The sequence below is a fragment of the Snodgrassella sp. B3837 genome (genome assembly GCF_026535955.1).
Taxonomy (GTDB): Bacteria; Pseudomonadota; Gammaproteobacteria; order Burkholderiales; family Neisseriaceae; genus Snodgrassella; species Snodgrassella alvi_E.
Genome location: NZ_JAFNPI010000031.1, coordinates 17,843 through 40,696 on the forward strand (window position 1 = coordinate 17,843; position 22,854 = coordinate 40,696).

Here is a 22,854-nt window from a genome sequence, read left to right on the forward strand (position 1 = left end):
GTTTTTGTATTAAGGCTTTGCTTGAATGACGCATTCTCCCTTGAAAGGTCCGGCTCTTGCTCTGGTTACGGTGGCGCTGTCACTAGCCGTATTTATGCAGGTACTGGATTCCACTATCGCCAATGTGGCTTTGCCCACCATTACTGGTAATTTGGGTGCAGCCAATAGTCAGGGTACGTGGGTAATTACGGCGTTTGCCGTGGCCAATGCTATTTCGGTACCACTCACAGGCTGGCTGGCGCGACGCTTTGGCGAAGTAAAAGTATTTGTGGTGGCGACACTGTCGTTTGTGCTTGCTTCTTTTTTATGTGGTATTGCGCCTAGTCTGGCCTTGCTGGTGTTTTTCCGCGTGGTGCAGGGTGCTGTGGCTGGGCCGATGATTCCGTTGTCACAAAGTCTGCTGATGGCTGCCTATCCGCCGGAAAAACGCCCAATGGCGTTGGCGATGTGGTCGATGGTGATTATTGTGGCACCGATTTTTGGGCCGATTCTAGGCGGTATCATCAGTGACAACTGGCATTGGGGCTGGATTTTCTTTATTAATGTACCAATTGGTTTGGTGGCTGCCGGTATTTCTTGGCAGATGCTTAAAAAACGTGAAACCGAAACTGAGCACCAGCCTATTGACCGTATGGGTCTGTCGCTAATGGTAGTCGGTGTGGGTGCATTGCAGATGATGCTTGACCGTGGTCATGAGCTAGACTGGTTTTCATCCAATGAAATCATTACGCTAGCGGTAATCGCGGTAGTGTGCCTGAGCTACTTTATTATCTGGGAATGGTATGCAAAGTATCCGATTGTGGACTTGCGCTTGTTTAAGGACCGTAATTTTACTGTAGGGGTGATTACGCTCAGTACTGCCTATATGACGTATATGGGGGCCATTGTGCTATTGCCGATGCTGTTGCAGATGCAGCTAGGATATACCGCAACATGGGCAGGGCTGGCAACGGCACCGATTGGTATCTTCCCAGTATTGCTGTCGCCGCTAATTGGTAAGTTTGGCAACCGGCTGGATATGCGGGTATTGGTGACTATCAGTTTCACCGTTTACGCCATCTGTTTCTTCTGGCGGACTAATTTTAATGCCGGTATGAGTTTTATGGATGTATTCTGGCCGCAGTTTGTGCAGGGTATTGGAATGGCGATGTTCTTTATGCCGTTAACCCAAATCACTTTGTCGAATATGTCTGGTTCGCAGATTGCCAGTGCTTCCAGTATTTCTAATTTTGTGCGAATTTTAGCCGGCGGTATTGGTACGTCGATGGTTAATGTATTGTGGGATAAACGCGAAGCATTACACCATACACAATTGGTGGAGAACATTCATCCTTATAACAGTACTATGAATGAGTCGATTCAGGGGATGAATCAGCTGGGTATGAGTGGAATACAGCCATTAGGCTCAATCGAGCAGACCATCGGTCAGCAGTCGCATATTATGGGTGCCAATGATTTATTTTGGCTGTATGGCATGACATTTTTAGTTCTGATTGTGCTGGTGTGGTTTGCTAAACCGCCATTTGGCAGTGGCGGAGGTGGCGGAGCTCATTAAGCTAGTTTGGTTTATCTGATACGGCCTGTGTATTTGCGATACAGGCCGTGTTTTTATGAACTGGTTTTGTTTGGCTGTAAGTGATAAGAAAAGGGCTTAGATACAACTGTGAATGTAAATTGACGGCAGCTTGTGTACAATAGACGGCGTTTAATGCTGGGCTGGTTGAAAAACCAGTAGGTAATATTGTAATGATGATGAAACTGGCTTTTGCTTTTTTATATATGCTGCAGTTGCTACCTTTAGGGGCGATTCATGCGCTGGCACGCTGTGTGGGCTGGCTGAGTTATTATGCAGTTGCTCCACGGCGGCGAATTGGTTTGATTAATCTGCGCCACTGTTTTCCCGAATGGACGGAGCAGCAGCGACGTAAAGTATTGCGCGAACATTTTTATCATATGTCTATGCTGCTGCTGGAATATGGGCTGTACTGGTATGGTGATGCCGCGCGTTTAAAAAAATTGGTGCGCTATCAAGACAAACATTATCTTGATGAAGCGCTGGCCGCCGGTGAAAAAGTAATTTTACTTTATCCGCACTTTACTGCGTTTGAAGCGGCGGTGTATGCGCTCAACCAAGATGTACCCTTAATCAGTGTGTATTCACATCAGAAAAATAAACAGATGGATGAGCAGATTCTCAAGGGACGCCATCGCTATAATAATGTGTTTCTGATAGGGCGCACTGAAGGGCTGCGTGCGATTATTAAAAAAATCAAAAGCAGCAGTGCGCCGTTTTTATATTTGCCCGATCAGGATTTCGGACGAAGAGAATCGATTTTTGTAAACTTTTTCGGCATTCCCACAGCGACGATTGCTGGGCTGAGCCGTATCGCTGCTTTAACCAATGCTAAAGTGGTTCCAGCAATTCCGACACGGGAATCAGATGGCAAGGTTACCTTGCGGTTTTATCCGCAATGGGATAATTTTCCCAGTAAAGATATAGTGGCCGATACGCAACGAATGAATGATTTTATCGAAGCACGAGTACGAGAGCAGCCGTCACAGTATTACTGGCTGCATAAACGGTTTAAAACCCGCCCCGAGGGTGAAGCGTCGTTTTACCAAAAAATTCACAAATAAAAATCCGATTATCTGTTGTGGCAGACAATTGATTAAAATAAAACTGCTGCCAGAGCTTGGCTCTGGCAGCAGTTTTTGTATTCATACGCCAGACAAAGCGACAGACTGGCCGATATAGGCATCATCATGTAACGCTTTTAGCATGAAGTGCGCTACATCGGCACGTGCTATGCGGCCACTGCCTGCTGGTATGCCCCGTGCTGCCTCAGTATATTTTCCGGTTAGGGTATCGTGGGTTAGGCCAAGTGGGCGTACGATGGTTGCGTCTAAACCGGCTGCCTGAATTTGCGCTATGGCGGCACGATGGTCAGCCAGCGGATGGCGTAAAAACTCCATTGCGGCCTGTCCACGTTCACCTTCCAGCTCATTGTCTACGCCGGCGGAGGCACAATAAACGATGCGTTTAATGCCATGCTGTTGCATTTGTGGGGTGATATTGCTCAGCATACGTTCCAAATCATTGCCTGGCTTTATGCCTTGGTTGGTGTTAAGAGCCGAGGCCACTGCGTCGTAATGGCTGTTGTTTGTAAACAATGCTGCTACATCGGCTTTCTCAAACACGTCACAAAGACGAATATGTAATTTAGGGGGTTGGATATTAAGTTTTTTCTGCGAACGTACTGCTGCTGTCACTTCATCACCGTTTGCCAGTGCCTGTTCGACCAAAGCTTTGCCCACGCCGCCGCTGGCACCGAAAATAAGAATATGCATTAATGTTTTCCCGAAAATTAAAAATCAGTTTAATAAACCGATGTTAGAAAAATAATCTTGATAAACCTGTGCTTTGCGCTCAAGTGAGAGTGGATAAGCTCGCGAAGAAGAAGGCAGTCTGGAAAGGGTCAGCTGCCGTCCGTTTAGTATGGTTTCACTGGGATGGCCGATAGTTGGTACCGGAGTTTCTGCCGGGAGCAGTTGCAATAAAGTGGTGGTGGCTTTGTCGCCTGTGGTCATTATGTGCCGACAGTCTGGAATCTGTACCAGTAATGCCGCTAAATCCACTGGTGTTACCACTTCGAGAAATTTATCCGCCGCATTGTTTTGCAGGCGCTTGATTTGATAGGCTGTATCGTTGATGGCAATGCCACGTTGGTTAAGAAAAGCGCGAATTAAAGGCTCATTGAAGCCTTTTTGATCATTACTAAGAAAATAATTTTTATTCTGAAAAAACACCAGTCCGAATATGCGCCACATATCATTTTGCAGATTCGGATAGTAAAAATCCATTTTCCAACGTGTGGCCGGTGGTGGAAAGGACCCCAACATTAGAAGCTTTGCATTGGCTGGCAGAAACGGTGCTAGTGGATGGGTTTCAATAATAATTTCAGTCATATATTCCTGTTGTGTCATTGTGCATGCTAACAACGGCCAAATAGACAGGCTACCATATGTGCCTGTTCCTCCGTATAGCCGTCCTGACCCAGTCGTGCTGACATTACCCACTCGTTGCTAAAGCCCTGTAGACTACTGTACTCATGCCACAGACGCTGCTGCTCGGCCTGATTACCATGTTTAATTGCCAGATGCAGGCGTTGCTGGATATTTTCCGGTATTGTATCGCTCATCATTACCTCCGTATGCTTCAGATTGCTCGTCCTTGACTTTCGTAGCGACGGTGAAACCACAGTAGGCAGGCACAGCCGATTAAAGTTAACGGTACCCCGAGCAGTGCCGGATACTGATAACCCCATTGGTGGCTGATGGCCACGCCGCCACTGTATGAACCAATGGCATTGCCTAGATTAAACGCCATCTGTACGCTGGCTGCACCCAGTAGCGCACCACCGGGCGAAAAGCGCAGCAATAGGAGCTGTTGTGGTGCTGATACTGCAAACAGACAGAATGTGCATACACACATCAGCGTGGCCGACAGCCAGCCGACAGATGAACACACAAAAATCAGTAACAATGACACTGCGGCCAGCCCTTGCAAACCGGCAGCTACCTGGCCGGGGGTATAGCGATCCGCCAGACGGCCGCCACACCAGTTTCCTGCTACCATACCGGCACCAGCCAGTACCATTAGTAGACTGACCTGATTGCCATTGAAACCGGATACCTGTGTTAATAAGGGACGGATATAGCTGAACCAGCAAAAAATGCCGCCATTACCAAAGGTGGTAGCCGCTAAGATCAACCATGGTGCGGCTGATTTCAGGAAACGGAATTGCCCCAGAATGCCGGTATCAGGTAGCCGTTCCATCTGCGGAATAAAACGCTGTAAGGTAAAAATTAGCACAATTGCCACCACGGCTACCAAAGCAAATACCAGCCGCCAGCTTAAATGCAGACTTAGCCATGTGCCTACGGGTACGCCAAGTAGATTGGCAACCGTCATACCCGCAATCATCATCGCTACAGCCTGTGCGGAACGGCCAGGTGGCGCCAGTTTAGTGGCAACAATCGAGCCGATACCAAAATACGCTCCATGCGGTAGGCCGGAAATAAAACGCGCTACGAGCAGCGTGTTATAGCCGGGTGCAATGGATGCCAGCAGATTGCCGATGGCAATCAGTACCGACAGTGACAGCAAAATGGTTTTCGGCGGTAGGCGGTAACTTAATACCAGCAGCCAGGCACCGCAGCATACGCCGATAGCATAAGCGGCAATAAAATGCCCGCCCTGTGCAATGCTGATATGCAGAGTAGCAGCTACATCCGGCAAAATACCCATCATACTGAATTCTGCCATGCCCAGTGCAAAGGTACCTAATGACAGCGAAAGTAAACTTTTTAGTAGCATAATTATCTACAGCCATTGTCTGTTCAGCTAAAGTACAAGTTTAGACGTAGCCTGCCTACTTGTCACTTTCCATGCTTTATTACGGGATAATCTGTCTGAATAAATTATGAATTACAATCTTAGCTGCGTGGTGCCATCAATATCATGGCAGCGCCGAGGAGGCATACCAGTGCGCCGCTGATGTCCCATTTATCTGGCATGGATTTTTCTACTATCCATGACCACAGCAGTGATGAGCAGATGTAGATACCACCATATACTGCATAGGCACGGCCGGCAATATTGCTTTCTACCAAAATGAGCAGCCATGCAAATAGCAGCAGCGATAATGTGCCCGGTAATGTCCACCATGCAGACTTACCCATACGTTGCCATGCCCAGAAAGAAAAACAGCCACTGATTTCAGCAATAGCGGCGAGAAAAAAATAAATAAAGGTTTTCATTGCTACACCAAAATTAAATTAATTGTTCCAGATACTATCAATATTCGTTAAGAACAATCTATGAAAATAAAACCGCCAATATTTTTCATTATCGACAAAAATATTATGACAATATGTTTATGCTGTGTGGGCGCGTTTAGGCTAAATACAGTTAATGCTTCCGTTTAGGTTGCCGGTGAGTGTGGTAACTAGTGCTCGTGTTGGGAAAATCGCTAATGATCAAGGAGTAGTTTGCAGATGATTTTGATTTTTGTATCGAAATTAGTGGGTGTGGACTAGCAATAATAGTTGATGGAGGCTAGTTCATAAATACTGAATATTTGTACTTTCTATCCGCTGGTTCGATGAAACAGCTCGGACAGAGGCGTTATGTAATCATGCAGGTGATGTTGTTATTGAGATGCTGTTAGTCTGATATTTGATAGCATTGTTAATAGCTGTTCCCTTCATAAAGCAAACTAATCTGCCGAAAAATATTGAAGAGCGTATTTAAGGAAAAAATCTATGTAGATTGATTTATTGATAATTCATTTTTTCGACAAATGCTTGATGGCTGATATTAGCTATAAACTGCTAAATGGAATACAATTAATTAATATGTAAATAAATTATGCAGGAGAATATACATGCAAAAAGAAATCCGGCAGTTTTCTACGATTAATGCTTTGATGGCAGGCTTGTTCGATGGGGTATTTGCGGTTGGGGAGGTAAAAAAATATGGCAATTTTGGTCTGGGTTGCTCGCACGCGTTAGCAGGTGAGGTAATTATTGATCAGGATTTTCTGGAGGCTGATGGCGATAAAGCGGTAAAGGTGATGGGCGATGAAGAGCTGTTGCCATTTGTGCAGGTCACCACGTTTCAACCAGACAAGGTGGTAGATGTGGTGGATATCTGTAAAGACAATCTGTATACCCATCTGTCCAACTACTTGCCTATGGATAATGTGTTTGTTGCGGTGAGAATCAATGCCCGTTTTGATGAACTGAAAATCCGCCGCCCGCATGCGCAGCAGAAACCCTATCCGTCTGTGGTTGAGGTGTTTAAGCAACAGGTGGTGGATACAGTGGAGGCTGTCAGCGGTTCGCTGATTGGGTTCTGGACGCCGGAGTTTTTCAAGGAGCTGTCGGTAGCCGGCTTCCATCTGCATTTTATTGATACCACACGCAAACTAGGTGGACATGTGATTGATTTTCGTGCTGCCAAAGCGGAGCTGGCGTTTGAACGTAAGCAGTCAATAGAAATTGCATTGCCCCAGAGCGAGGAGTATCTGCGTAAAAACCTAAATATGGACGATTTGAATCAGGTGATTAAACAAGTAGAAAATTAGCGCGGACGTGCTACACTGTTTTTTCGTTATCTAATCAATTATAGGGGAGAGGCGGTGCTAGTGTTCGTACAGCCGGATAACGAATTTGCCACTACGGAAAGCGTACTATGAAAAAAATAATTTGCGGGCTGTTTTATATGTGTCTGCTGGGAGGTTGCCATCAGCAAGCTGTGGATGCTGTGGAAGCTTCTGCCGCCAGCCAGCCGCGGCATATGCCGCTGGTAATCGACCCAGCGTTAACCACTTCTGTTGATCAGCAGCTGATGGCGTTGCAAAAAAAATTGCCACAGCAGCATAAGCAGATAAGGTTTAATGCAGCTGTACGCCATAATTACACGATTTATTATTCATATACAATGCTGGACGAAAAGCGTAAGCGAGATAATTTTAATGTAGATTCTGTGAAAAAAGAGCTCATGCGCAGCTGTCGTCAGCCTCTGACACGTCGAATGCTGTTGGGTGGATTTGATTTTGTTTATGTGTATACGTTTCAGGATCATTCACAGCAGAGCATCACTTTGTCTGGTAAAGATTGTCGCTAGTTCTACATTGCTGGCTAGGCTACAAAACAGGGGGGTTATCAACCCCCCTGTTGTTATACCCCCTGTTGTTATATGGGTGCGCCAGCTATTGTTTCAGGCGGGCAAATGCTGCGGCCATGGCATTATCTGTGATGCCGCTGTTATGCCCGGTTTTGTCTTGTTGTCTGCGTGGGCGGTCACTTCTGGATGCTGCTGGTTTGGTTTCGTCGTTTAGGCGCATGGATAAAGCAATGCGTTTACGTGCGACATCGACTTCGACAACTTTTACTTTTACCACATCGCCGGCTTTCACAACGTCACGCGGGTCAGCAACATAGCGGTTGGCCAGTGCTGAAACATGGACGAGGCCGTCCTGATGTACGCCGATATCAACAAATGCACCGAATGCAGCTACGTTGCTAACTACACCTTCAAGTATCATGCCGCTTTTAAGGTCGGTTATGTCTTCAATACCGTCGGCAAAGGTGGCAGTCTGAAATTCGCCGCGAGGGTCGCGGCCAGGTTTTTCTAGCTCAGCTAGAATATCGTTGATGGTCGGCAGACCAACGTGGCTGTCGATATAATCGCTCGGTTTCAAGGTTTTGAGGGCGCTGCGGTTGCCAATGAGTTCTTCGGCACGCAGGTGCGTGGTTTGGAGCATTTTGGCGACGATAGGGTAGCTTTCTGGATGCACGGCGCTGGCGTCAAGAGGTTCATCACCACCCTGGATTCTCAGAAAGCCGGCTGCCTGTTCAAAAGTTTTGCTGCCCAGCCGCGGTACGTTCATCAGAGCGCGACGATTTGCAAAGGCGCCATTCTGGTCGCGATAGGTGACAATATTCTGCGCCAGCGTGCTGTTAAGGCCAGAAATGTGTGCCAGCAATGCTACGGAAGCGGTGTTAACATCTACGCCAACGGCATTCACACAGTCTTCAACTACGGCATCCAGACTTCTGGCTAGCTGGGTCTGGTTCACATCATGCTGATACTGTCCCACACCGATGGATTTGGGATCGATTTTTACCAATTCGGCCAACGGGTCTTGCAGGCGACGGGCAATGGATACGGCACCGCGCAGACTAACATCCAGCTCAGGAAACTCTTTGGCAGCCAGTGCGGAAGCGGAATAGACAGAAGCGCCGGCTTCGGAGACAACAATTTTTTGTAGTTTGCGGTCGGACAAGGCGCGTATCAGTTCGCCTGCTAATTTGTCGGTTTCGCGGCTGGCAGTGCCATTCCCAATAGCAATCAGTTGTACATTATGCTGCTTAACCAGATGCATCAAGGTGTTGAGGGCACCCTGCCAGTCGTTAAGGGGCTGATGGGGATAGGTGGTGGCGGTTTCCAGTAGTTTGCCGGTATCATCTACTACCGCGACTTTAACGCCAGTACGGATACCGGGATCGAGGCCAATGGTGGTGAGACGACCTGCCGGAGCTGCCAGCAGTAAATCCTTGAGGTTTTGCGCAAATACGCTGATTGCAGCCTGGTCAGCATTTTCTTTCAGCCGGTTGAGGGCGTCCAATTCCAGCGATAGGAAGATTTTGGCGCGCCAGCTCAGGCGTACGGTGTCGCGCAGCCAACGGTCGGCAGGGCGTCCATTGTCAGCGATACCAAATTGCTCGGCAATCAACTGTTCGTAAAAACTTTGTTCGCCGACTGGTTTATCGTCCGGTTGATATTTTAGGTTTAGTGCCAGTATGCCTTCATTGCGTCCGCGTAAAACAGCTAATGCGCGGTGGCTGGGCATACTGTGTATCGGTTCGCGGTGATTAAAATAATCTTTGAATTTTTCGCCAGCGCTTTCCTGTCCTTCGAGTACGGTGGCGAGGATTTCACCTTCTCGCCACAGTTTATCGCGCAGATGGCCAATTAGCGTAGCATCTTCGGCAAACTGCTCCATCAGTATGGCCCGCGCACCGTCTAGCGCAGCTTTGCTATCGGGTACATTTTCATTCAGATAGTTTTGCGCCTCTGCTTCTGGATTCAGCTGCGGCTGATTGAGCAGAGCTTCGGCCAGTGGTGCCAGTCCGTGTTCTCGCGCAATTTGTGCTTTGGTACGGCGTTTGGGTTTGTAGGGCAGATAAATATCTTCCAGCGCGGTTTTGTTATCTACTGCAGCAATACTTTGCCGCAGCTCATCAGTGAGTTTGCCTTGTTCTTCGATACTGGACAGGACAGTCTGCTTACGTTCCTGCAATTCGCGCAGGTACTGAAGGCGTTCGGCAAGGGTGCGCAATTGCGTATCATCTAGTCCTCCAGTGGCCTCTTTGCGGTAGCGGGCTACAAACGGTACAGTGGCACCATCATCCAGTAGGTCAATCGCAGCCTGAATTCGTGCCGTAGCTACATTCAGTTCGTCAGCAATTTTCTCAGTGATGTTCATAACAACCTATAGAGCAATAAAAATGCAAGCATAGCCGCCTGTTGTGGCTTTGTCACCTGTTGCAGCTTGTTTGTATGGCAGCAGAATGGTGATAAACGTAGATTGATTTATCTGTAACAGCAGAAAAGGCTATTTGTCATAGACAAATAGCCTTAAACTTGCTCGTTATGCAGAATTAACTGGCAACAGGATAAGTGCCGGGTATCAGGATATCGGTATTAACTTTTTTGATATCGGTGTGGCCGGTAAAAGCCATGGTAGTATCTAATTCGTTGTAGATGATTTCGAGAGCGCGTCTTACGCCGTCCTCACCATATGCACCCAGGCCATACAGAAAGGCACGGCCGATCAGTGTACCTTTGGCACCCATGGCCATGGCCTTTAATACATCCTGACCTGTACGGATACCACTGTCTAGCCATACTTCAATATCGTTGCCCACGGCAGAGATGATATTGGGTAAAGCGTGAATGGTAGAGGGAGCGCCATCTAGCTGGCGACCGCCATGATTAGATACCACGATTGCATCAGCACCGGATTTGACCGCCATTTCAGCATCTTCAGCATCCAGTATCCCTTTGATAATCAATTTACCGCCCCATAAATTCTTGATTTCTTCAATGTCTTTCCAGCTTAGACGCGGATCGAATTGTTCGCTTGTCCATGAAGCCAGTGAAGACATGTCAGCTACGCCTTTGCAGTGACCAACAATATTGCGGAAAGTGCGGCGTTGGGTATTAAGCATAGCCAGACACCATTCCGGTTTGGTGGCCAGATTAATCCAGTTGCGCAAGGTGGGTTTGGGGGGGGTAGATAGGCCATTTTTAATGTCTTTATGGCGCTGCCCCATTACCTGTAAATCAGCAGTAACAACCAGAGCAGAGCAATTGGCAGCCTGAGCACGGCGAATAAGGTCGCGCATAAATTCGCGGTCGCGCATTACATACAATTGAAACCAGAAAGGAGTGCTGGTGTTTTCTGCTACATCTTCAATGGAGCAGACGGACATAGTAGATAAAGTGAAAGGAACTCCGAATTTTTCAGCAGCACGCGCCGCCAGAATTTCTCCGTCGGCATGCTGCATACCAGTCAGGCCAGTAGGAGCGATTGCAACCGGCATTTTCACCTTTTGCCCTACCATGGTAGTTTCCAGTGTACGGCCGGTCATATCAGTTAGTACACGCTGACGCAGCTTAATCGGCTGAAAATCGGTGGTATTGGCATGATAGGTAGTTTCTGTCCATGAACCAGTATCGGCGTAGTCGTAAAACATTTTTGGTACTTTGCGCTTGGCCACTATGCGCAAATCTTCGATACAGGTTATTTTGCTTAATTTATTTTGCATGTAGATACCTAATTTTCAATTTTTGGTAAATGTAATTTTAACTGGACAATATAAACTTATACATCAGTTCTAACGTAATGTAATTATTGTCCTGAATTTTCGCCTGAATCTTACAGACTGAACACCAGTAATTTACAAACCGACAACACGGGACAGCTTATAAATCATAAACATAATCAGAATCAGCAGACAGCTAATGCCTGCCAGCATAGTCCACGGACCCCAGCGCTGAGAACGTCCGCAAAATCCGGCTGTTAAAATGGCACAGCAAACGCCCAGCAGGATAAGCAAAATATAAAAGTTCATCTTTTACTCCGGTAGAAATATATTTATAGTCAATAATTAATGTACTTATTGTAACGGCCGTTTCACAGACATGTCTGTTTTTTTTACAATCACGCAGGGTATTTGCTAGGTTAACCAAAATCTGAAGAGTAAAGCAACATTTTGTTAGTAGCCAGAACGTATGCCTGCATACTTATTTATACTCCTCTTAATATCCAAATTCAGCTTGTGAGCAATATTATTCTCAGTAAAAAGACTTTCTCTTCCTTGACGCGCCTAAAATAAAACCCCGCTTGTTAGCGGGGTTTTATTTTAAAGGAAAAACTTAGTCTTTTTTCTCTTTATCTTTTACTTCTTCAAATTCAGCATCAACAACATCATCGTTACCTTTGCTTTGAGCCTGGTCTGCTTGTGCTCCAGCCTGTTGACTTTCTGCCTGAGCCTGAGCATACATCATTTCGCCCAGCTTCTGGCTGGCTGCACCCAGTGCTTCTGATTTAGCATCAATTGCAGCTTTGTCTTCACCTTTAACAGCTTCTTCAGCTTCCTTAATGGCTGCTTCGATTTTTTCTTTTTCAGCTGCATCAAGTTTATCACCGTATTCGCTCAAAGATTTCTGCACGGAGTGAATCAGAGCTTCGGCCTGATTGCGACTGCTTACCAGTTCAGCCAGTTTGCGGTCTTCTTCTGCATTGGCCTCTGCATCTTTTACCATGCGTTCGATTTCTTCTTCGCTCAATCCAGATGAAGCTTGAATAGTAATGTTAGCTTCTTTACCTGTACCTTTATCTTTGGCAGAAACATGCAAAATGCCGTTAGCATCGATATCGAAAGTTACTTCTACTTGTGGTACACCGCGTGGAGCCGGCGGAATGTCACCCAGATTAAACTGTCCCAGACTCTTATTAGCAGAAGCACGTTCACGTTCACCCTGCAATACATGAATGGTTACAGCACTTTGATTGTCTTCAGCAGTAGAGAATGTCTGAGTTGCTTTGGTCGGAATAGTGGTGTTTTTGTTGATGAGCTTGGTCATCACACCACCCATGGTTTCGATACCCAAAGACAGCGGGGTTACGTCCAGCAGCAATACGTCGCTACGGTCACCGGCCAGTACTGCCCCTTGAATTGCTGCACCAACAGCCACTGCTTCATCAGGGTTAACGTCGCGACGTGGTTCTTTACCAAAGAAATCTTTTACAGCTTCCTGTACTTTCGGCATGCGGCTCTGGCCACCTACCAAAATCACATCGTTAATGTCGTTCACACTTAAACCAGCATCCTTGATGGCAGTACGGCAAGGTTCGATAGAACGGGTAATCAGATCTTCAACCAGACTTTCAAATTTGGCACGGGTGATTTTCATGGCCAGATGTTTCGGGCCAGTCGCATCCATGGTGATGTAAGGCAGGTTGATTTCAGTTTGTTGTCCACTCGAAAGTTCGATTTTGGCTTTTTCAGCGGCTTCTTTCAGACGTTGCAATGCCATTACGTCATTTTTCAGGTCGATACCCTGATCCTTTTTGAATTCATCAATGATGTAGTTAATCAGACGCTGATCGAAATCTTCACCACCGAGGAAGGTATCGCCATTGGTAGCCAATACTTCAAACTGTTTGTCGCCATCAATTTCGGCAATTTCAATAATAGAAATATCGAAAGTACCGCCACCTAAGTCGTAAACAGCAATTTTACGATCGCCTTTTTCGCCTTTGTCCATACCAAAGGCCAGAGCAGCAGCTGTAGGTTCGTTGATAATGCGTTTTACATCCAGACCAGCAATACGGCCGGCATCCTTGGTAGCCTGACGCTGACTGTCGTTAAAATAGGCTGGTACAGTGATGACAGCTTCAGTAACCTTTTCACCGAGATAATCTTCGGCGGCTTTTTTCATTTTACGCAGTACTTCAGCAGAAACCTGTGGAGGAGACAGTTTTTCACCATGTGCTTCCACCCATGCATCGTTGTTATTGGCTTTAACAATCTGGAACGGCATGGATTTGATATCGCGCTGTACTTCAGCATCGTCGAATTTACGTCCAATCAGACGTTTTACTGCATAAATAGTGTTTTTAGGGTTAGTGACTGCCTGACGTTTGGCCGGTGCACCAACCAGAATTTCATTGTCGTCCAGATAAGCAACAACAGAAGGTGTGGTACGTGCACCTTCCGCATTTTCAATTACTTTTGTCTGGCCACCTTCTGAAATGGCAACACATGAGTTGGTCGTACCCAAATCAATACCGATTACTTTTGCCATATTTAAAATCTCCTAATTATTTAATTTCGTGATTTGCAGCATTATCTTACAGTTGCAAATAGGCAGTATGAAACCACCGTTATACTATTGCTAATGAATCGTAAATGGGTATACCTGATACGATTTCAAGCATAGTTTTGCAAATTTTATCCAAATTATTGCACCCCTAATGTCTGCTTTAATATCAATAGCGTTTGCTTACATGGTTGTATGTTATATTCATTCAGGCTTAAACAGTAAAATCATCCTGCTTTTGTCAATGCCGTCTGATACTAATTTGCGCTATGTCAGACGGTGTTTTTCAATATGAGTTTACAATCACTCAAGACATTAATGATTTCTGTCTGGCTGTATCTATTTCTTCATGATTAGGAGTAAGTTGTATGCCTGTCAAAATTGGGTTCAAGCCCATTCCCGCTGCCGTAGCGCTGTTAATCGGCCTGATAGTCTGGTTTGCCATCCCGGTACCAGAAGGGGTTTCTCCTCAAGCTTGGCATTTGCTGGCTATGTTTGTTGGTGTGATTGCAGCTATTATCGGCAAAGCTATGCCCATTGGTGCGCTGTCTATCATCGCTATTATGCTGGTAGCCGTAACCGGTGTTACTGCAGACACACCCAGCAAAGCCATGAATGATGCTTTAAGCAGCTTTGGTAATCCACTTATCTGGCTGATTGGCGTAGCAATCATGATTTCTCGTGGTTTGCTGAAAACTGGTTTGGGCGCTCGTGTCGGCTACCTGTTTATCGGCTTGTGGGGTAAACGTACCCTAGGTGTGGCCTATAGTCTGGCAGTGGTGGAACTATTATTGGCTCCAGTAACCCCCAGTAATACAGCCCGTGGTGGTGGTATCATTCACCCAATCATGAAATCTATAGCATCCAGCTATGATTCAGACCCCGAAAAGGGCACCGAAAAACGCATGGGTAAATTTCTGGCATTGGTAAATTACCACGCTAATCCCATCAGTTCAATTATGTTTATTACCGCTACAGCACCCAATCCTTTGATTGTGGATCTGGTAGCCAAAGCCACCAACAGCGATATTCATCTTTCTTGGGGTACTTGGGCGCTGGCCATGCTGGTACCTGGTTTAGTAGCGATGTTCTTGATGCCGCTGATTATCTACTGGTTGTATCCGCCTGAAATCAAGCACACTCCGAATGCAGTGGCTTTTGCCAAAGAGCGTTTGAAAGAACAGGGCCCGATGACACGTGATGAAAAAATCATGCTGGGTATTTTTGCGGTATTGCTAATTCTGTGGGCAGGTATTCCGGCCATGCTGTTCGGTAAATCCTTTGCAGTAGATCCGACCACCACCGCGTTTATCGGTTTGTCGCTTCTTCTTTTAACCGGCGTATTGAGCTGGGATGACATCCTGAAAGAAAAAAGTGCGTGGGATACCATCACTTGGTTTGCTGCATTGGTAATGATGGCAACGTTCCTGAATAAACTGGGACTGATTACATGGTTCTCCGGGGTACTGGAAAGCAGTATTGGTAGTCTGGGTATGGGCTGGATGGGTGCCTGTACACTATTATTACTGGCGTATATGTATGCACATTATATGTTTGCCAGCACCACGGCCCATATTACCGCTATGTTTGCCGCCTTTTACTCAGCCGGTCTGGCATTGGGTGCGCCGCCCATGCTGTTTGCGCTGATGATGGCTGCTGCTTCCAGCATTATGATGACCCTAACTCATTACGCCACCGGTACCTCACCTGTAGTGTTCGGTTCCGGCTTTGTGACCCTAGGTGAATGGTGGAAAATTGGTTTCATCATGAGCGTGATTGAACTTGCTATCTTCGTTGTAATTGGCGGAGTTTGGTGGAAAGTTTTGGGTTACTATTAATCTGTTATCTTCACAGCAGCAGGCTGCCAAAAGGTTTGGCAGCCTGTTTTATTGTTTAAAATCAAATTTAATGCGTCAATTCAGAAATTCGCTTGTTAATATCGTCCGGATTCGGTTATGATGCAGTGCCTTAAGGGAGTAGTTTCACAGGTAATATCTCCAATACCTGTGGTTACGATCAACATATTTGCAGCATTTGCTGTATGGTCGTAACGTCTAACCAGATGGTGGATTAACGAGACTTGAGACAGGATAAAACTGCAATGGCGGGCGTTTTATCGTGTCTTTTGTCTATGCCCGCCTACGGTATCTCATAATGATTCATGCTTTTCTTTCTTCCGTTGTTCCCGTTGCACTGGCTGAGATTGGCGATAAAACTCAATTACTGACATTATTTTTGGCTACCCGCTTTGCGCGTAAATATGCCATTATTGCTGGTATGTTATGTGCCACATTACTTAATCACGTTGTTTCAGCATGGTTTGGCGTAGAAGTCGCACGATTTTTTACCCCGCAGTTAATGGGCTGGGTAGTTGGTATCAGTTTCTTAGTCGTGGGATTGTGGCTATTAAAACCAGATAAGGATGATGGTGTAGATACCCGATTCATGCGCTACGGGCCGTTTGTGGCTACATCTGTTTTGTTTTTTCTGGCTGAAGTAGGGGATAAAACCCAAATTGCTACCATATTGCTGGCAGCACAGTATCGGGATTTATTTTCTGTAGTTATGGGCAGTACAGCAGGCTTATTGTTGGCAAATGTTCCAGTCATATTTTTTGGTAATTGGCTCATGCAACGATTGCCCTTAAACCGCATCCGCATAGGTGCCTGCGTCTTGTTCTGTCTATTAGGCATCGTGACACTCATTCAGACATACTTAAACTAAATATCATAAATGTTCAGACAGATTAATTCCTTCAATCCAGTGCCAAACATAAAATGCAAAAACAAATAACAAGATGTGAATGGGTCAACGCTGATCCACTATATCAGCAGTACCATGATAATGAATGGGGGCATGTGCAGAAAGACGGCCAGAAATTGTTTGAAAAAATCTGTCTAGAAGGCCAGCAGGCCGGACTATCATGGATAACGGTATTAAAAAAACGTGCTGAATACCGGCGTTGCTTTTATGATTTCAATCCGCAAAAAATTATAACCATCAATGATATTGAGCCATTACTCCGAAATCCGGGACTGATACGCCATCCGGGCAAATTACAGGCAATTATCCATAATGCGCATGCCTATCTTTCCATGCAAGAACAGGGAGAAGATTTTGCTAATTTTATCTGGTCGTTTGTCAATCATCAGCCGATTATCAATCATTATTCGCATTTATCCGAAGTGCCGACTCAGACAAAAATAAGTACGGCCATGTCAAAAGCGCTGAAAAAACGCGGTTTTAGTTTTGTCGGTCCCACCACTTGTTATGCATTTATGCAATCAATGGGACTAGTTAATGATCATCTGCAAGGCTGTTTTTGCGCCCAACATTAAAAACCGCTACTCAAATACATTATCAAACAATAGAAAGTACCAGATTCCACCGCAACAAGAAACATGATAATTATGTTTTTGGTATAATAAAATTAAAGGAAGCAAAGATACATCAATAATTTGTTACAAAATTATATCCAGATACCATACAGGTATAATTTGGAATTAAATACCAAAAGCAGAATAAATGTGATACAAACTTGTTTAGGGTGTTTGATTCAGATTAGACGCAATGAGCCTTAGCCATGCAAAACAAGTTCAAACTCAGCCTCCATCTCAGTATCGGCATACTATTGTCAACATATTTAAATCTAGCTTGGGCTGAAGATAATTCAACTGCCAATGTTACCGCTAGCGAACCGACACAAGTGACATGGTATGCATGTCCATTGGCCAATAACCATGTCAGTTACACAACTAAACCTTTAGACGTGCACTGCCAGATAGCCAAACATCCGCCTACCGATGGTGATAATTTAAAAAAATATTCATTAGAAAATCAGAATGCACCTGGTTTAGAACAGTTACAGCGGTTATGGTACAGCGCTGAATTCGGACGTGATGGCGACCTAATGAAAACCCCTCCAGCTCCTAAAATCGGCATTCTACTGCGTCAGCAAATGCCGAAGTCAGAAGCATCACCTAAAATCAAGAATACACAACCTACCGTCCCAGCCAAAATAATCATCGTACCCAAGCCAACACCGAAACAGCTTGTACAACGTGATATCGTCAGTGAACAGCGGGCACTGGCTGCTGCACAACAGCAACTGCGTCAAGCGCAAAAACAAGGTATCGCCGTTCAGATTCAGCGTTGGCAGCAGAATGTTAATGATAGGCAGGCCAATATCCGCGTACTCAGGCAGGAATTAAACCGGTATTAAATATCACTGATTACAAAATAGCAAAAACAATCGTAGAAAATTATCAAACCTGAAGCCAGAAAGTTACCGGTCCATCATTTACCAAAGAGACCTGCATATTGGCTGCAAAAATACCGGTTTCAGTGGAAATCTGCCTTTGACACAATTCAACGAAATAATCATACAAGCGTTCCGCTGCAGCCGGCGCAGCACCTCTAGTAAAGCTAGGTCTGGTGCCTTTTTTAGTGTCTGCAGCCAGTGTAAATTGTGATACCACCAATACTTGCCCGCCTATCTGCCTAACATTCAGATTCATTTTATTATCCTGATCACTGAAAACACGGTAACCAAGTACCTTATCGCAAAGACGTTCAGCCTTTTGTGTATCGTCTCCCTGTTCAACACCTAATAAAATCAGTAATCCCTGTTTTATCTGACCAACTGTTTCGCCATTTACTTCCACATTAGCTTGCTTAACGCGTTGTATTAAAGCAATCATGCAAAATTCCTTTAAAATCTAAATGTCTCATTCAAACGCTTCAGGTTTATCTGCTAAAACAAACCATAGCTATAGACCAAATTATCCATTTTGAAAAAGACTGATAATCAAACTGACTAATGAAAAAACGCCTGCTTAGACACAGACGTTTTTCAGAAAAGCGAGATATTAATCCACATCATGGATAAACTTCACGCCGGTCAACTGCGAAGACAGGATAGCTGATTTGATAATACGTAAAGCCTTAGGCCGGACAAAATTACGACGCGAAGCCAGTACCACTCTTCGCTCAGGTGTCGGTTTTGAAAAAGGAATAATGCTGAATAATAAATGATCATTATCCGTTAAAGCAGTCGCTGGCATCACACTGATACCTAAACCGCTGGCCACCATATGCCGGATGGTATTAATAGAGCTGCCCTGAATACTGTTCGATAGGCCCAGAATTTTCTGGCGCGAAGCCAGTTCCTGACAACTATCCAGCACATTATCACGCATACAGTTACCCTCAGTCAGCAGCAACACCCGTTCTTCACCCAGCTGTTTCGGCGTTACCTCGTCTAAATGCTCAAATGCATGACCCTTAGGCACAATAACAAAAAAAGGTTCATCATAAAGCGGTATCGTTTGCAAACCGTTTTCCTGAAACGGTTCTGCAACAACAATCGCATCCAGATCGCCTCGCTTAAGCGATTCTTTTAAAACATCCGTATAATTTTCATCCAGCTGTAAAGGCATTTCTGGCGCCAGCTGACGTAGAGATAAAATCAGCTTTGGAAGCAAATAGGGAGCAATAGTGAATATCAGCCCTAGTTTGAAAATTCCTTCAAGCTCACTTTGCTCCTGATTGGCCATCAACTTAATGCGGTCAGCCTCCTCAAGCACACGGCGAGCCTGAAGCACAATGCGCTGACCAGCATCAGTTGTCATTACCTCATTACTGCTGCGGTCAAATAAAGTCAGCCCCAGCTCTTCTTCCAGCTTCTTAATTGCAATAGATAAAGTAGGCTGGCTAACAAAACATCGCTGGGCAGCACGCCCAAAATGTTTTTCCTGAGCAACAGCCACAATATAGCGCAATTCAGTCAGCGTCATTCACTGGCCTTTTTCTTTCCTGTTTCCGGTAAAGTAATATTAAGTGCCAAGACATCCATACCATCTTTCTTTTCTTGAGAAATATGAATATCGTCTAAAGAAACATGGACATACTTTGAAAGTACTTGCAACAGTTCCTTTTGCAGCGTAGGCAAATAATCCGGAGTCTGAGTAGCGCGTTCCTGCGCAATAATAATCTGCAAACGGTCACGCGCTGTCTGAGCGGATTGCTGCTTTTTGCCAAAAAGAAAATCCATTATAGACATGTCTTAACCTCCGAACAGACGCTTGAGAAAGCCTTTTTTCTCAGCATCCACAAAGCGGATTGGACGGTCTTCACCCAGCAGGCGCGCAACAACATCTTTATAAGCTTCCGCCACTACCGAATTTTCCTGCAAAATTACCGGCGTGCCAGAATTAGAAGCCTGCAATACGTTCTGGGATTCTGGAATCACACCAATCAGCGGAATACGTAAAATATCCTGAATATCTTGTACAGACAGCATCTCACCTTTGTCTACACGTTCAGGTGAATAGCGCGTAATCAGCAAATGTTCTTTTACCGGTTCACTGTTGGTTTCAGCTCGTCTGGATTTGCTCGACAAAATACCCAGAATACGGTCAGAATCACGCACACTGGAAATTTCTGGGTTAGTGGTAACAATTGCCTCATCCGCAAAATACAAGGCCATCAACGCACCCTGCTCAATGCCTGCCGGTGAGTCACAAACCACATATTCGAAACCCATCTTCGTTGTTAAATCCTTCAGCACCTTTTCCACCCCATCACGGGTCAGTGCATCTTTATCACGAGTTTGCGAAGCAGGTAACACATAAAGATTATCACAGTGTTTATCCTTGATTAATGCCTGATTCAGCGTAGCTTCATCCTGAATAACATTAATCAGGTCATAAACCACTCGGCGCTCACAACCCATAATCAAATCCAGATTACGCAAACCCACATCAAAATCAATTACCGCAGTTTTATGGCCGGCTAAAGCCAGACCAGTTGCAATACTGGCACTGGTCGTGGTTTTACCCACGCCGCCCTTACCTGACGTCACCACAATAATCTTTGCCACAATTAAATTCCTTTTGTTATATAAACGAATATACAAAACATTCACAAATCAGCCACACACCGATGCGTGTCCCTGAATTAACTAATGCGCCTGAATCGCACTGAGTACCAGCCGGTCATTTTGCAGGAAAATCTGTACCGGATGGCGATCCAGATGCGCCGGCAACTGCTGGTCAAAAATACGATAAATACCGGCCACAGATACCAGCTCAGCTTGCATAGACTGAGCAAAAATACGTGTTTCCTTATTCCCTGCCGCACCGGCCAGAGCTCGTCCGCGTAAAGGACCATAAATATGAATATTGCCATCAGCAATGATTTCCGCCCCTTCACTGACCAAACCCAGAACAATCAAATCTGATTTTTCCGCATATACTTGCTGACCAGTTCTTATGGTGCGATCAATGACCAACGTAGGCAGAGCACTTGCAGCAACTGAAGAATTTATTTTGTCATTAACATCGGCAGAAGGCTGAACCAGCGCATCAGCCACAGCTTTAACCCTACTGTTAGCCTGTTCTTCCGGTAAAATACTGAAAGCTATATTATGTTGTTTGGCTAAGCTGACCCAGGCTGCATCAGAATGACGGATAGCAATAATACGCAAATGATAACGTGAAAACAGTGCCACAATTTTAGCCAAGTCCAATGTTGCCGGATTGGCAAGATTGTGCAGATCAAGTGTAAAAGGCATATTACGCAAATTACCAAAACGCTCTGCACGTTGCTTTAATTCATGGTTAATCAAAGTCAGGTCATCCGTCAGCAACTGTACCGACAAAGTATCTAGACGCGCGGATTTCACATTAAAAGCTGGTTTCATTAACGTGTTTGCCCAAAAAATTATGATTAGAATAAAGAGTAAGTACCGAAGTGTACCGTTTTGGTTAAGCGGCTTCAATTACAACTCATATCCTTCAGCAAAATAATTACCTAATCAACCCTATAAAACCCATAATGACCAATATCCCCACCATCAAACCACAACTCAATATGTCTTCCCAACTGCGTGTAAATATCATCGGTACCGGTAAAGTAGCCTCCAGCCTCGCCATCATCTGGCATCAGAGCAAGCAAATAAATATACAGGCAGCATGGAACCGCAGCTTCATCACAGCGCAAAATCTTAAAAACCATATACCTTCTATTCAACTATGCAAAGAATTAAGCAATCTACCGCCAGCTGATATTTATGTTATAGGTGTCAGCGATCAGGCTATCGAAAAAATAAGCTGGCAAATTCAACAAAATCATTGCCTAACACGCAATTCATTAGTTATTCACCTAAGCGGTGCGTTAGACAGCAAAATATTAAAATCAAACCAAAATAAAGTGCTGGCAGGCTCCCTGCATCCGGTATTTCCTTTTGCCTCAATCGAAATAGCCTTAAATCAATTAGCCGGACACATGTGCGCCATAGAAGGCGATATAGTTGCTTTACCTATACTGCAACAACTGGCTCAGGCTGCAAAATTAAATAGCTTTATTATTGATGCAAACCAGAAAAGCCGCTATCACACCGCACTATCAGCCAGTGCCAATTTTCTGATTACCCTAAATGCATATGCGCGTAATATACTTACTTCTTTGTCTATACCGAAAAGCCTGGCTGAACAACTCGTAAACCAGCTCATGCAGCAAAATCTAAACCAACTACAAACAATGGTTCCGGAAGAAGCCCTTACAGGTCCAATAAAACGTGGCGATAGCACCACAATCGCAAAACATTGGCAGGCATTAAACACAACAGAGCAGGAGATATATAGCGTACTCGCCAAGCAGACATTAAATTTGACCAAATTAAGCCAAGACAAGCGTCAGCAAATATTACAAATCATATCACCAACGCAAACGAAGCAAAATTAAGAGTCATAAGAAGTGAGGAATATAGAGTGTGATAATTATAGAAGGTTCAAACGGAGCAGATGACGCTAAAAAATAAAGCTTATTAAAACAGTGAATTGGCAGATTGTATAAAAATAAGTGGAGGAAGTAGTTGACAGGGTGTATGCAGG

Annotated in this window: 23 protein-coding genes; 9 read left to right on the forward strand and 14 right to left on the reverse strand. The window is 45.1% G+C overall.

Features of this window, described 5'->3' with window-relative positions; translation table 11 throughout:
* The first annotated feature begins 25 nt into the window (after nucleotides 1-25).
* Both J3U67_RS08645 and J3U67_RS08650 read left to right on the forward strand, forming a co-directional pair.
* Nucleotides 26-1,555 carry a DHA2 family efflux MFS transporter permease subunit gene (locus tag J3U67_RS08645; RefSeq protein ID WP_267391974.1) on the forward strand — a complete coding sequence of 510 codons (1,530 nt, stop codon included), beginning with the start codon at nucleotides 26-28 and terminating at the stop codon, nucleotides 1,553-1,555.
* A 197-nt stretch (nucleotides 1,556-1,752) separates the two neighbouring features.
* Nucleotides 1,753-2,637: a lipid A biosynthesis lauroyl acyltransferase gene (locus tag J3U67_RS08650; RefSeq protein ID WP_267391988.1), complete on the forward strand. Its 885-nt coding sequence runs from the start codon at nucleotides 1,753-1,755 to the stop codon at nucleotides 2,635-2,637.
* 81 nt (nucleotides 2,638-2,718) lie between these two features.
* Here J3U67_RS08650 and J3U67_RS08655 read toward each other — a convergent pair whose 3' ends face one another.
* From J3U67_RS08655 to J3U67_RS08675, 5 genes are all read right to left on the reverse strand, one after another.
* A complete protein-coding gene (locus tag J3U67_RS08655; protein WP_267391975.1) occupies nucleotides 2,719-3,348 on the reverse strand; it encodes an NAD(P)-dependent oxidoreductase in 630 nt (209 codons plus the stop codon).
* Nucleotides 3,349-3,372: 24 nt separating this feature from the next.
* Nucleotides 3,373-3,966: a uracil-DNA glycosylase family protein gene (locus J3U67_RS08660; RefSeq protein ID WP_267391976.1), complete on the reverse strand. Its 594-nt coding sequence runs from the start codon at nucleotides 3,964-3,966 to the stop codon at nucleotides 3,373-3,375.
* A gap of 26 nt (nucleotides 3,967-3,992) precedes the next feature.
* Complete coding sequence (locus J3U67_RS08665) at nucleotides 3,993-4,202, reverse strand: cyanate hydratase (RefSeq protein ID WP_267404759.1); 210 nt, start codon at nucleotides 4,200-4,202, stop codon at nucleotides 3,993-3,995.
* A 14-nt stretch (nucleotides 4,203-4,216) separates the two neighbouring features.
* Nucleotides 4,217-5,377, reverse strand: a complete 1,161-nt coding sequence (locus J3U67_RS08670) for an MFS transporter (protein WP_267391978.1) — start codon at nucleotides 5,375-5,377, stop codon at nucleotides 4,217-4,219.
* 119 nt (nucleotides 5,378-5,496) lie between these two features.
* The gene (locus J3U67_RS08675; RefSeq protein WP_267404760.1) at nucleotides 5,497-5,820 is read right to left on the reverse strand and encodes a YnfA family protein; all 324 of its coding nucleotides are present in this window, start codon (nucleotides 5,818-5,820) and stop codon (nucleotides 5,497-5,499) included.
* A 626-nt stretch (nucleotides 5,821-6,446) separates the two neighbouring features.
* Here J3U67_RS08675 and budA point away from each other — a divergent pair.
* Both budA and J3U67_RS08685 read left to right on the forward strand, forming a co-directional pair.
* The gene (gene budA / locus J3U67_RS08680; protein ID WP_267391979.1) at nucleotides 6,447-7,148 is read left to right on the forward strand and encodes an acetolactate decarboxylase; all 702 of its coding nucleotides are present in this window, start codon (nucleotides 6,447-6,449) and stop codon (nucleotides 7,146-7,148) included.
* A 107-nt stretch (nucleotides 7,149-7,255) separates the two neighbouring features.
* Nucleotides 7,256-7,690 (forward strand): hypothetical protein, encoded by a 435-nt coding sequence (locus J3U67_RS08685; RefSeq protein WP_267391980.1) that lies wholly within the window; start codon nucleotides 7,256-7,258, stop codon nucleotides 7,688-7,690.
* An 85-nt stretch (nucleotides 7,691-7,775) separates the two neighbouring features.
* Here the strand turns inward: J3U67_RS08685 and J3U67_RS08690 are convergent, their stop codons facing one another.
* The 4 genes from J3U67_RS08690 to dnaK form a co-directional block, all read right to left on the reverse strand.
* Complete coding sequence (locus J3U67_RS08690) at nucleotides 7,776-10,055, reverse strand: Tex family protein (RefSeq protein WP_267404762.1); 2,280 nt, start codon at nucleotides 10,053-10,055, stop codon at nucleotides 7,776-7,778.
* Between the two features lie 175 nt (nucleotides 10,056-10,230).
* Nucleotides 10,231-11,400 carry an alpha-hydroxy acid oxidase gene (locus J3U67_RS08695; RefSeq protein ID WP_267391982.1) on the reverse strand — a complete coding sequence of 390 codons (1,170 nt, stop codon included), beginning with the start codon at nucleotides 11,398-11,400 and terminating at the stop codon, nucleotides 10,231-10,233.
* Between the two features lie 132 nt (nucleotides 11,401-11,532).
* The gene (locus J3U67_RS08700) at nucleotides 11,533-11,706 is read right to left on the reverse strand and encodes a hypothetical protein (protein WP_180295819.1); all 174 of its coding nucleotides are present in this window, start codon (nucleotides 11,704-11,706) and stop codon (nucleotides 11,533-11,535) included.
* Nucleotides 11,707-12,010: 304 nt separating this feature from the next.
* Entirely contained in the window at nucleotides 12,011-13,945 is a 1,935-nt protein-coding gene (dnaK, locus tag J3U67_RS08705) for a molecular chaperone DnaK (RefSeq protein WP_267391983.1), read from the reverse strand.
* A 395-nt stretch (nucleotides 13,946-14,340) separates the two neighbouring features.
* Between dnaK and J3U67_RS08710 the strand changes: the two genes are divergently transcribed.
* The 4 genes from J3U67_RS08710 to J3U67_RS08725 all read left to right on the forward strand — a co-directional run bounded on the left by J3U67_RS08710 (nucleotide 14,341) and on the right by J3U67_RS08725 (nucleotide 18,182).
* Nucleotides 14,341-15,798, forward strand: a complete 1,458-nt coding sequence (locus J3U67_RS08710) for a DASS family sodium-coupled anion symporter (protein WP_267391989.1) — start codon at nucleotides 14,341-14,343, stop codon at nucleotides 15,796-15,798.
* 319 nt (nucleotides 15,799-16,117) lie between these two features.
* Entirely contained in the window at nucleotides 16,118-16,684 is a 567-nt protein-coding gene (locus tag J3U67_RS08715; RefSeq protein WP_267391990.1) for a TMEM165/GDT1 family protein, read from the forward strand.
* 53 nt (nucleotides 16,685-16,737) lie between these two features.
* Nucleotides 16,738-17,298, forward strand: a complete 561-nt coding sequence (locus J3U67_RS08720; protein WP_100140910.1) for a DNA-3-methyladenine glycosylase I — start codon at nucleotides 16,738-16,740, stop codon at nucleotides 17,296-17,298.
* 245 nt (nucleotides 17,299-17,543) lie between these two features.
* Nucleotides 17,544-18,182 (forward strand): hypothetical protein, encoded by a 639-nt coding sequence (locus J3U67_RS08725; RefSeq protein ID WP_267391984.1) that lies wholly within the window; start codon nucleotides 17,544-17,546, stop codon nucleotides 18,180-18,182.
* A 43-nt stretch (nucleotides 18,183-18,225) separates the two neighbouring features.
* Here the strand turns inward: J3U67_RS08725 and dtd are convergent, their stop codons facing one another.
* The 5 genes from dtd to minC all read right to left on the reverse strand — a co-directional run bounded on the left by dtd (nucleotide 18,226) and on the right by minC (nucleotide 21,662).
* Nucleotides 18,226-18,660: a D-aminoacyl-tRNA deacylase gene (gene dtd, locus J3U67_RS08730; RefSeq protein ID WP_267391985.1), complete on the reverse strand. Its 435-nt coding sequence runs from the start codon at nucleotides 18,658-18,660 to the stop codon at nucleotides 18,226-18,228.
* 168 nt (nucleotides 18,661-18,828) lie between these two features.
* Nucleotides 18,829-19,755 carry a hydrogen peroxide-inducible genes activator gene (locus tag J3U67_RS08735; protein ID WP_100140913.1) on the reverse strand — a complete coding sequence of 309 codons (927 nt, stop codon included), beginning with the start codon at nucleotides 19,753-19,755 and terminating at the stop codon, nucleotides 18,829-18,831.
* A complete protein-coding gene (gene minE, locus J3U67_RS08740; protein WP_100140914.1) occupies nucleotides 19,752-20,021 on the reverse strand; it encodes a cell division topological specificity factor MinE in 270 nt (89 codons plus the stop codon). Before minE ends, J3U67_RS08735 begins: the two co-directional genes overlap by 4 nt.
* Nucleotides 20,022-20,024: 3 nt before the next feature.
* Nucleotides 20,025-20,840 carry a septum site-determining protein MinD gene (gene minD, locus J3U67_RS08745; protein ID WP_100140915.1) on the reverse strand — a complete coding sequence of 272 codons (816 nt, stop codon included), beginning with the start codon at nucleotides 20,838-20,840 and terminating at the stop codon, nucleotides 20,025-20,027.
* 81 nt (nucleotides 20,841-20,921) lie between these two features.
* Nucleotides 20,922-21,662, reverse strand: coding sequence for a septum site-determining protein MinC (gene minC, locus J3U67_RS08750; protein WP_267391986.1), 741 nt, complete (start codon nucleotides 21,660-21,662; stop codon nucleotides 20,922-20,924).
* 134 nt (nucleotides 21,663-21,796) lie between these two features.
* Here minC and J3U67_RS08755 point away from each other — a divergent pair, with 134 nt between their 5' ends.
* A complete protein-coding gene (locus J3U67_RS08755; protein WP_267391987.1) occupies nucleotides 21,797-22,705 on the forward strand; it encodes a Rossmann-like and DUF2520 domain-containing protein in 909 nt (302 codons plus the stop codon).
* Nucleotides 22,706-22,854: the final 149 nt, after the last annotated feature.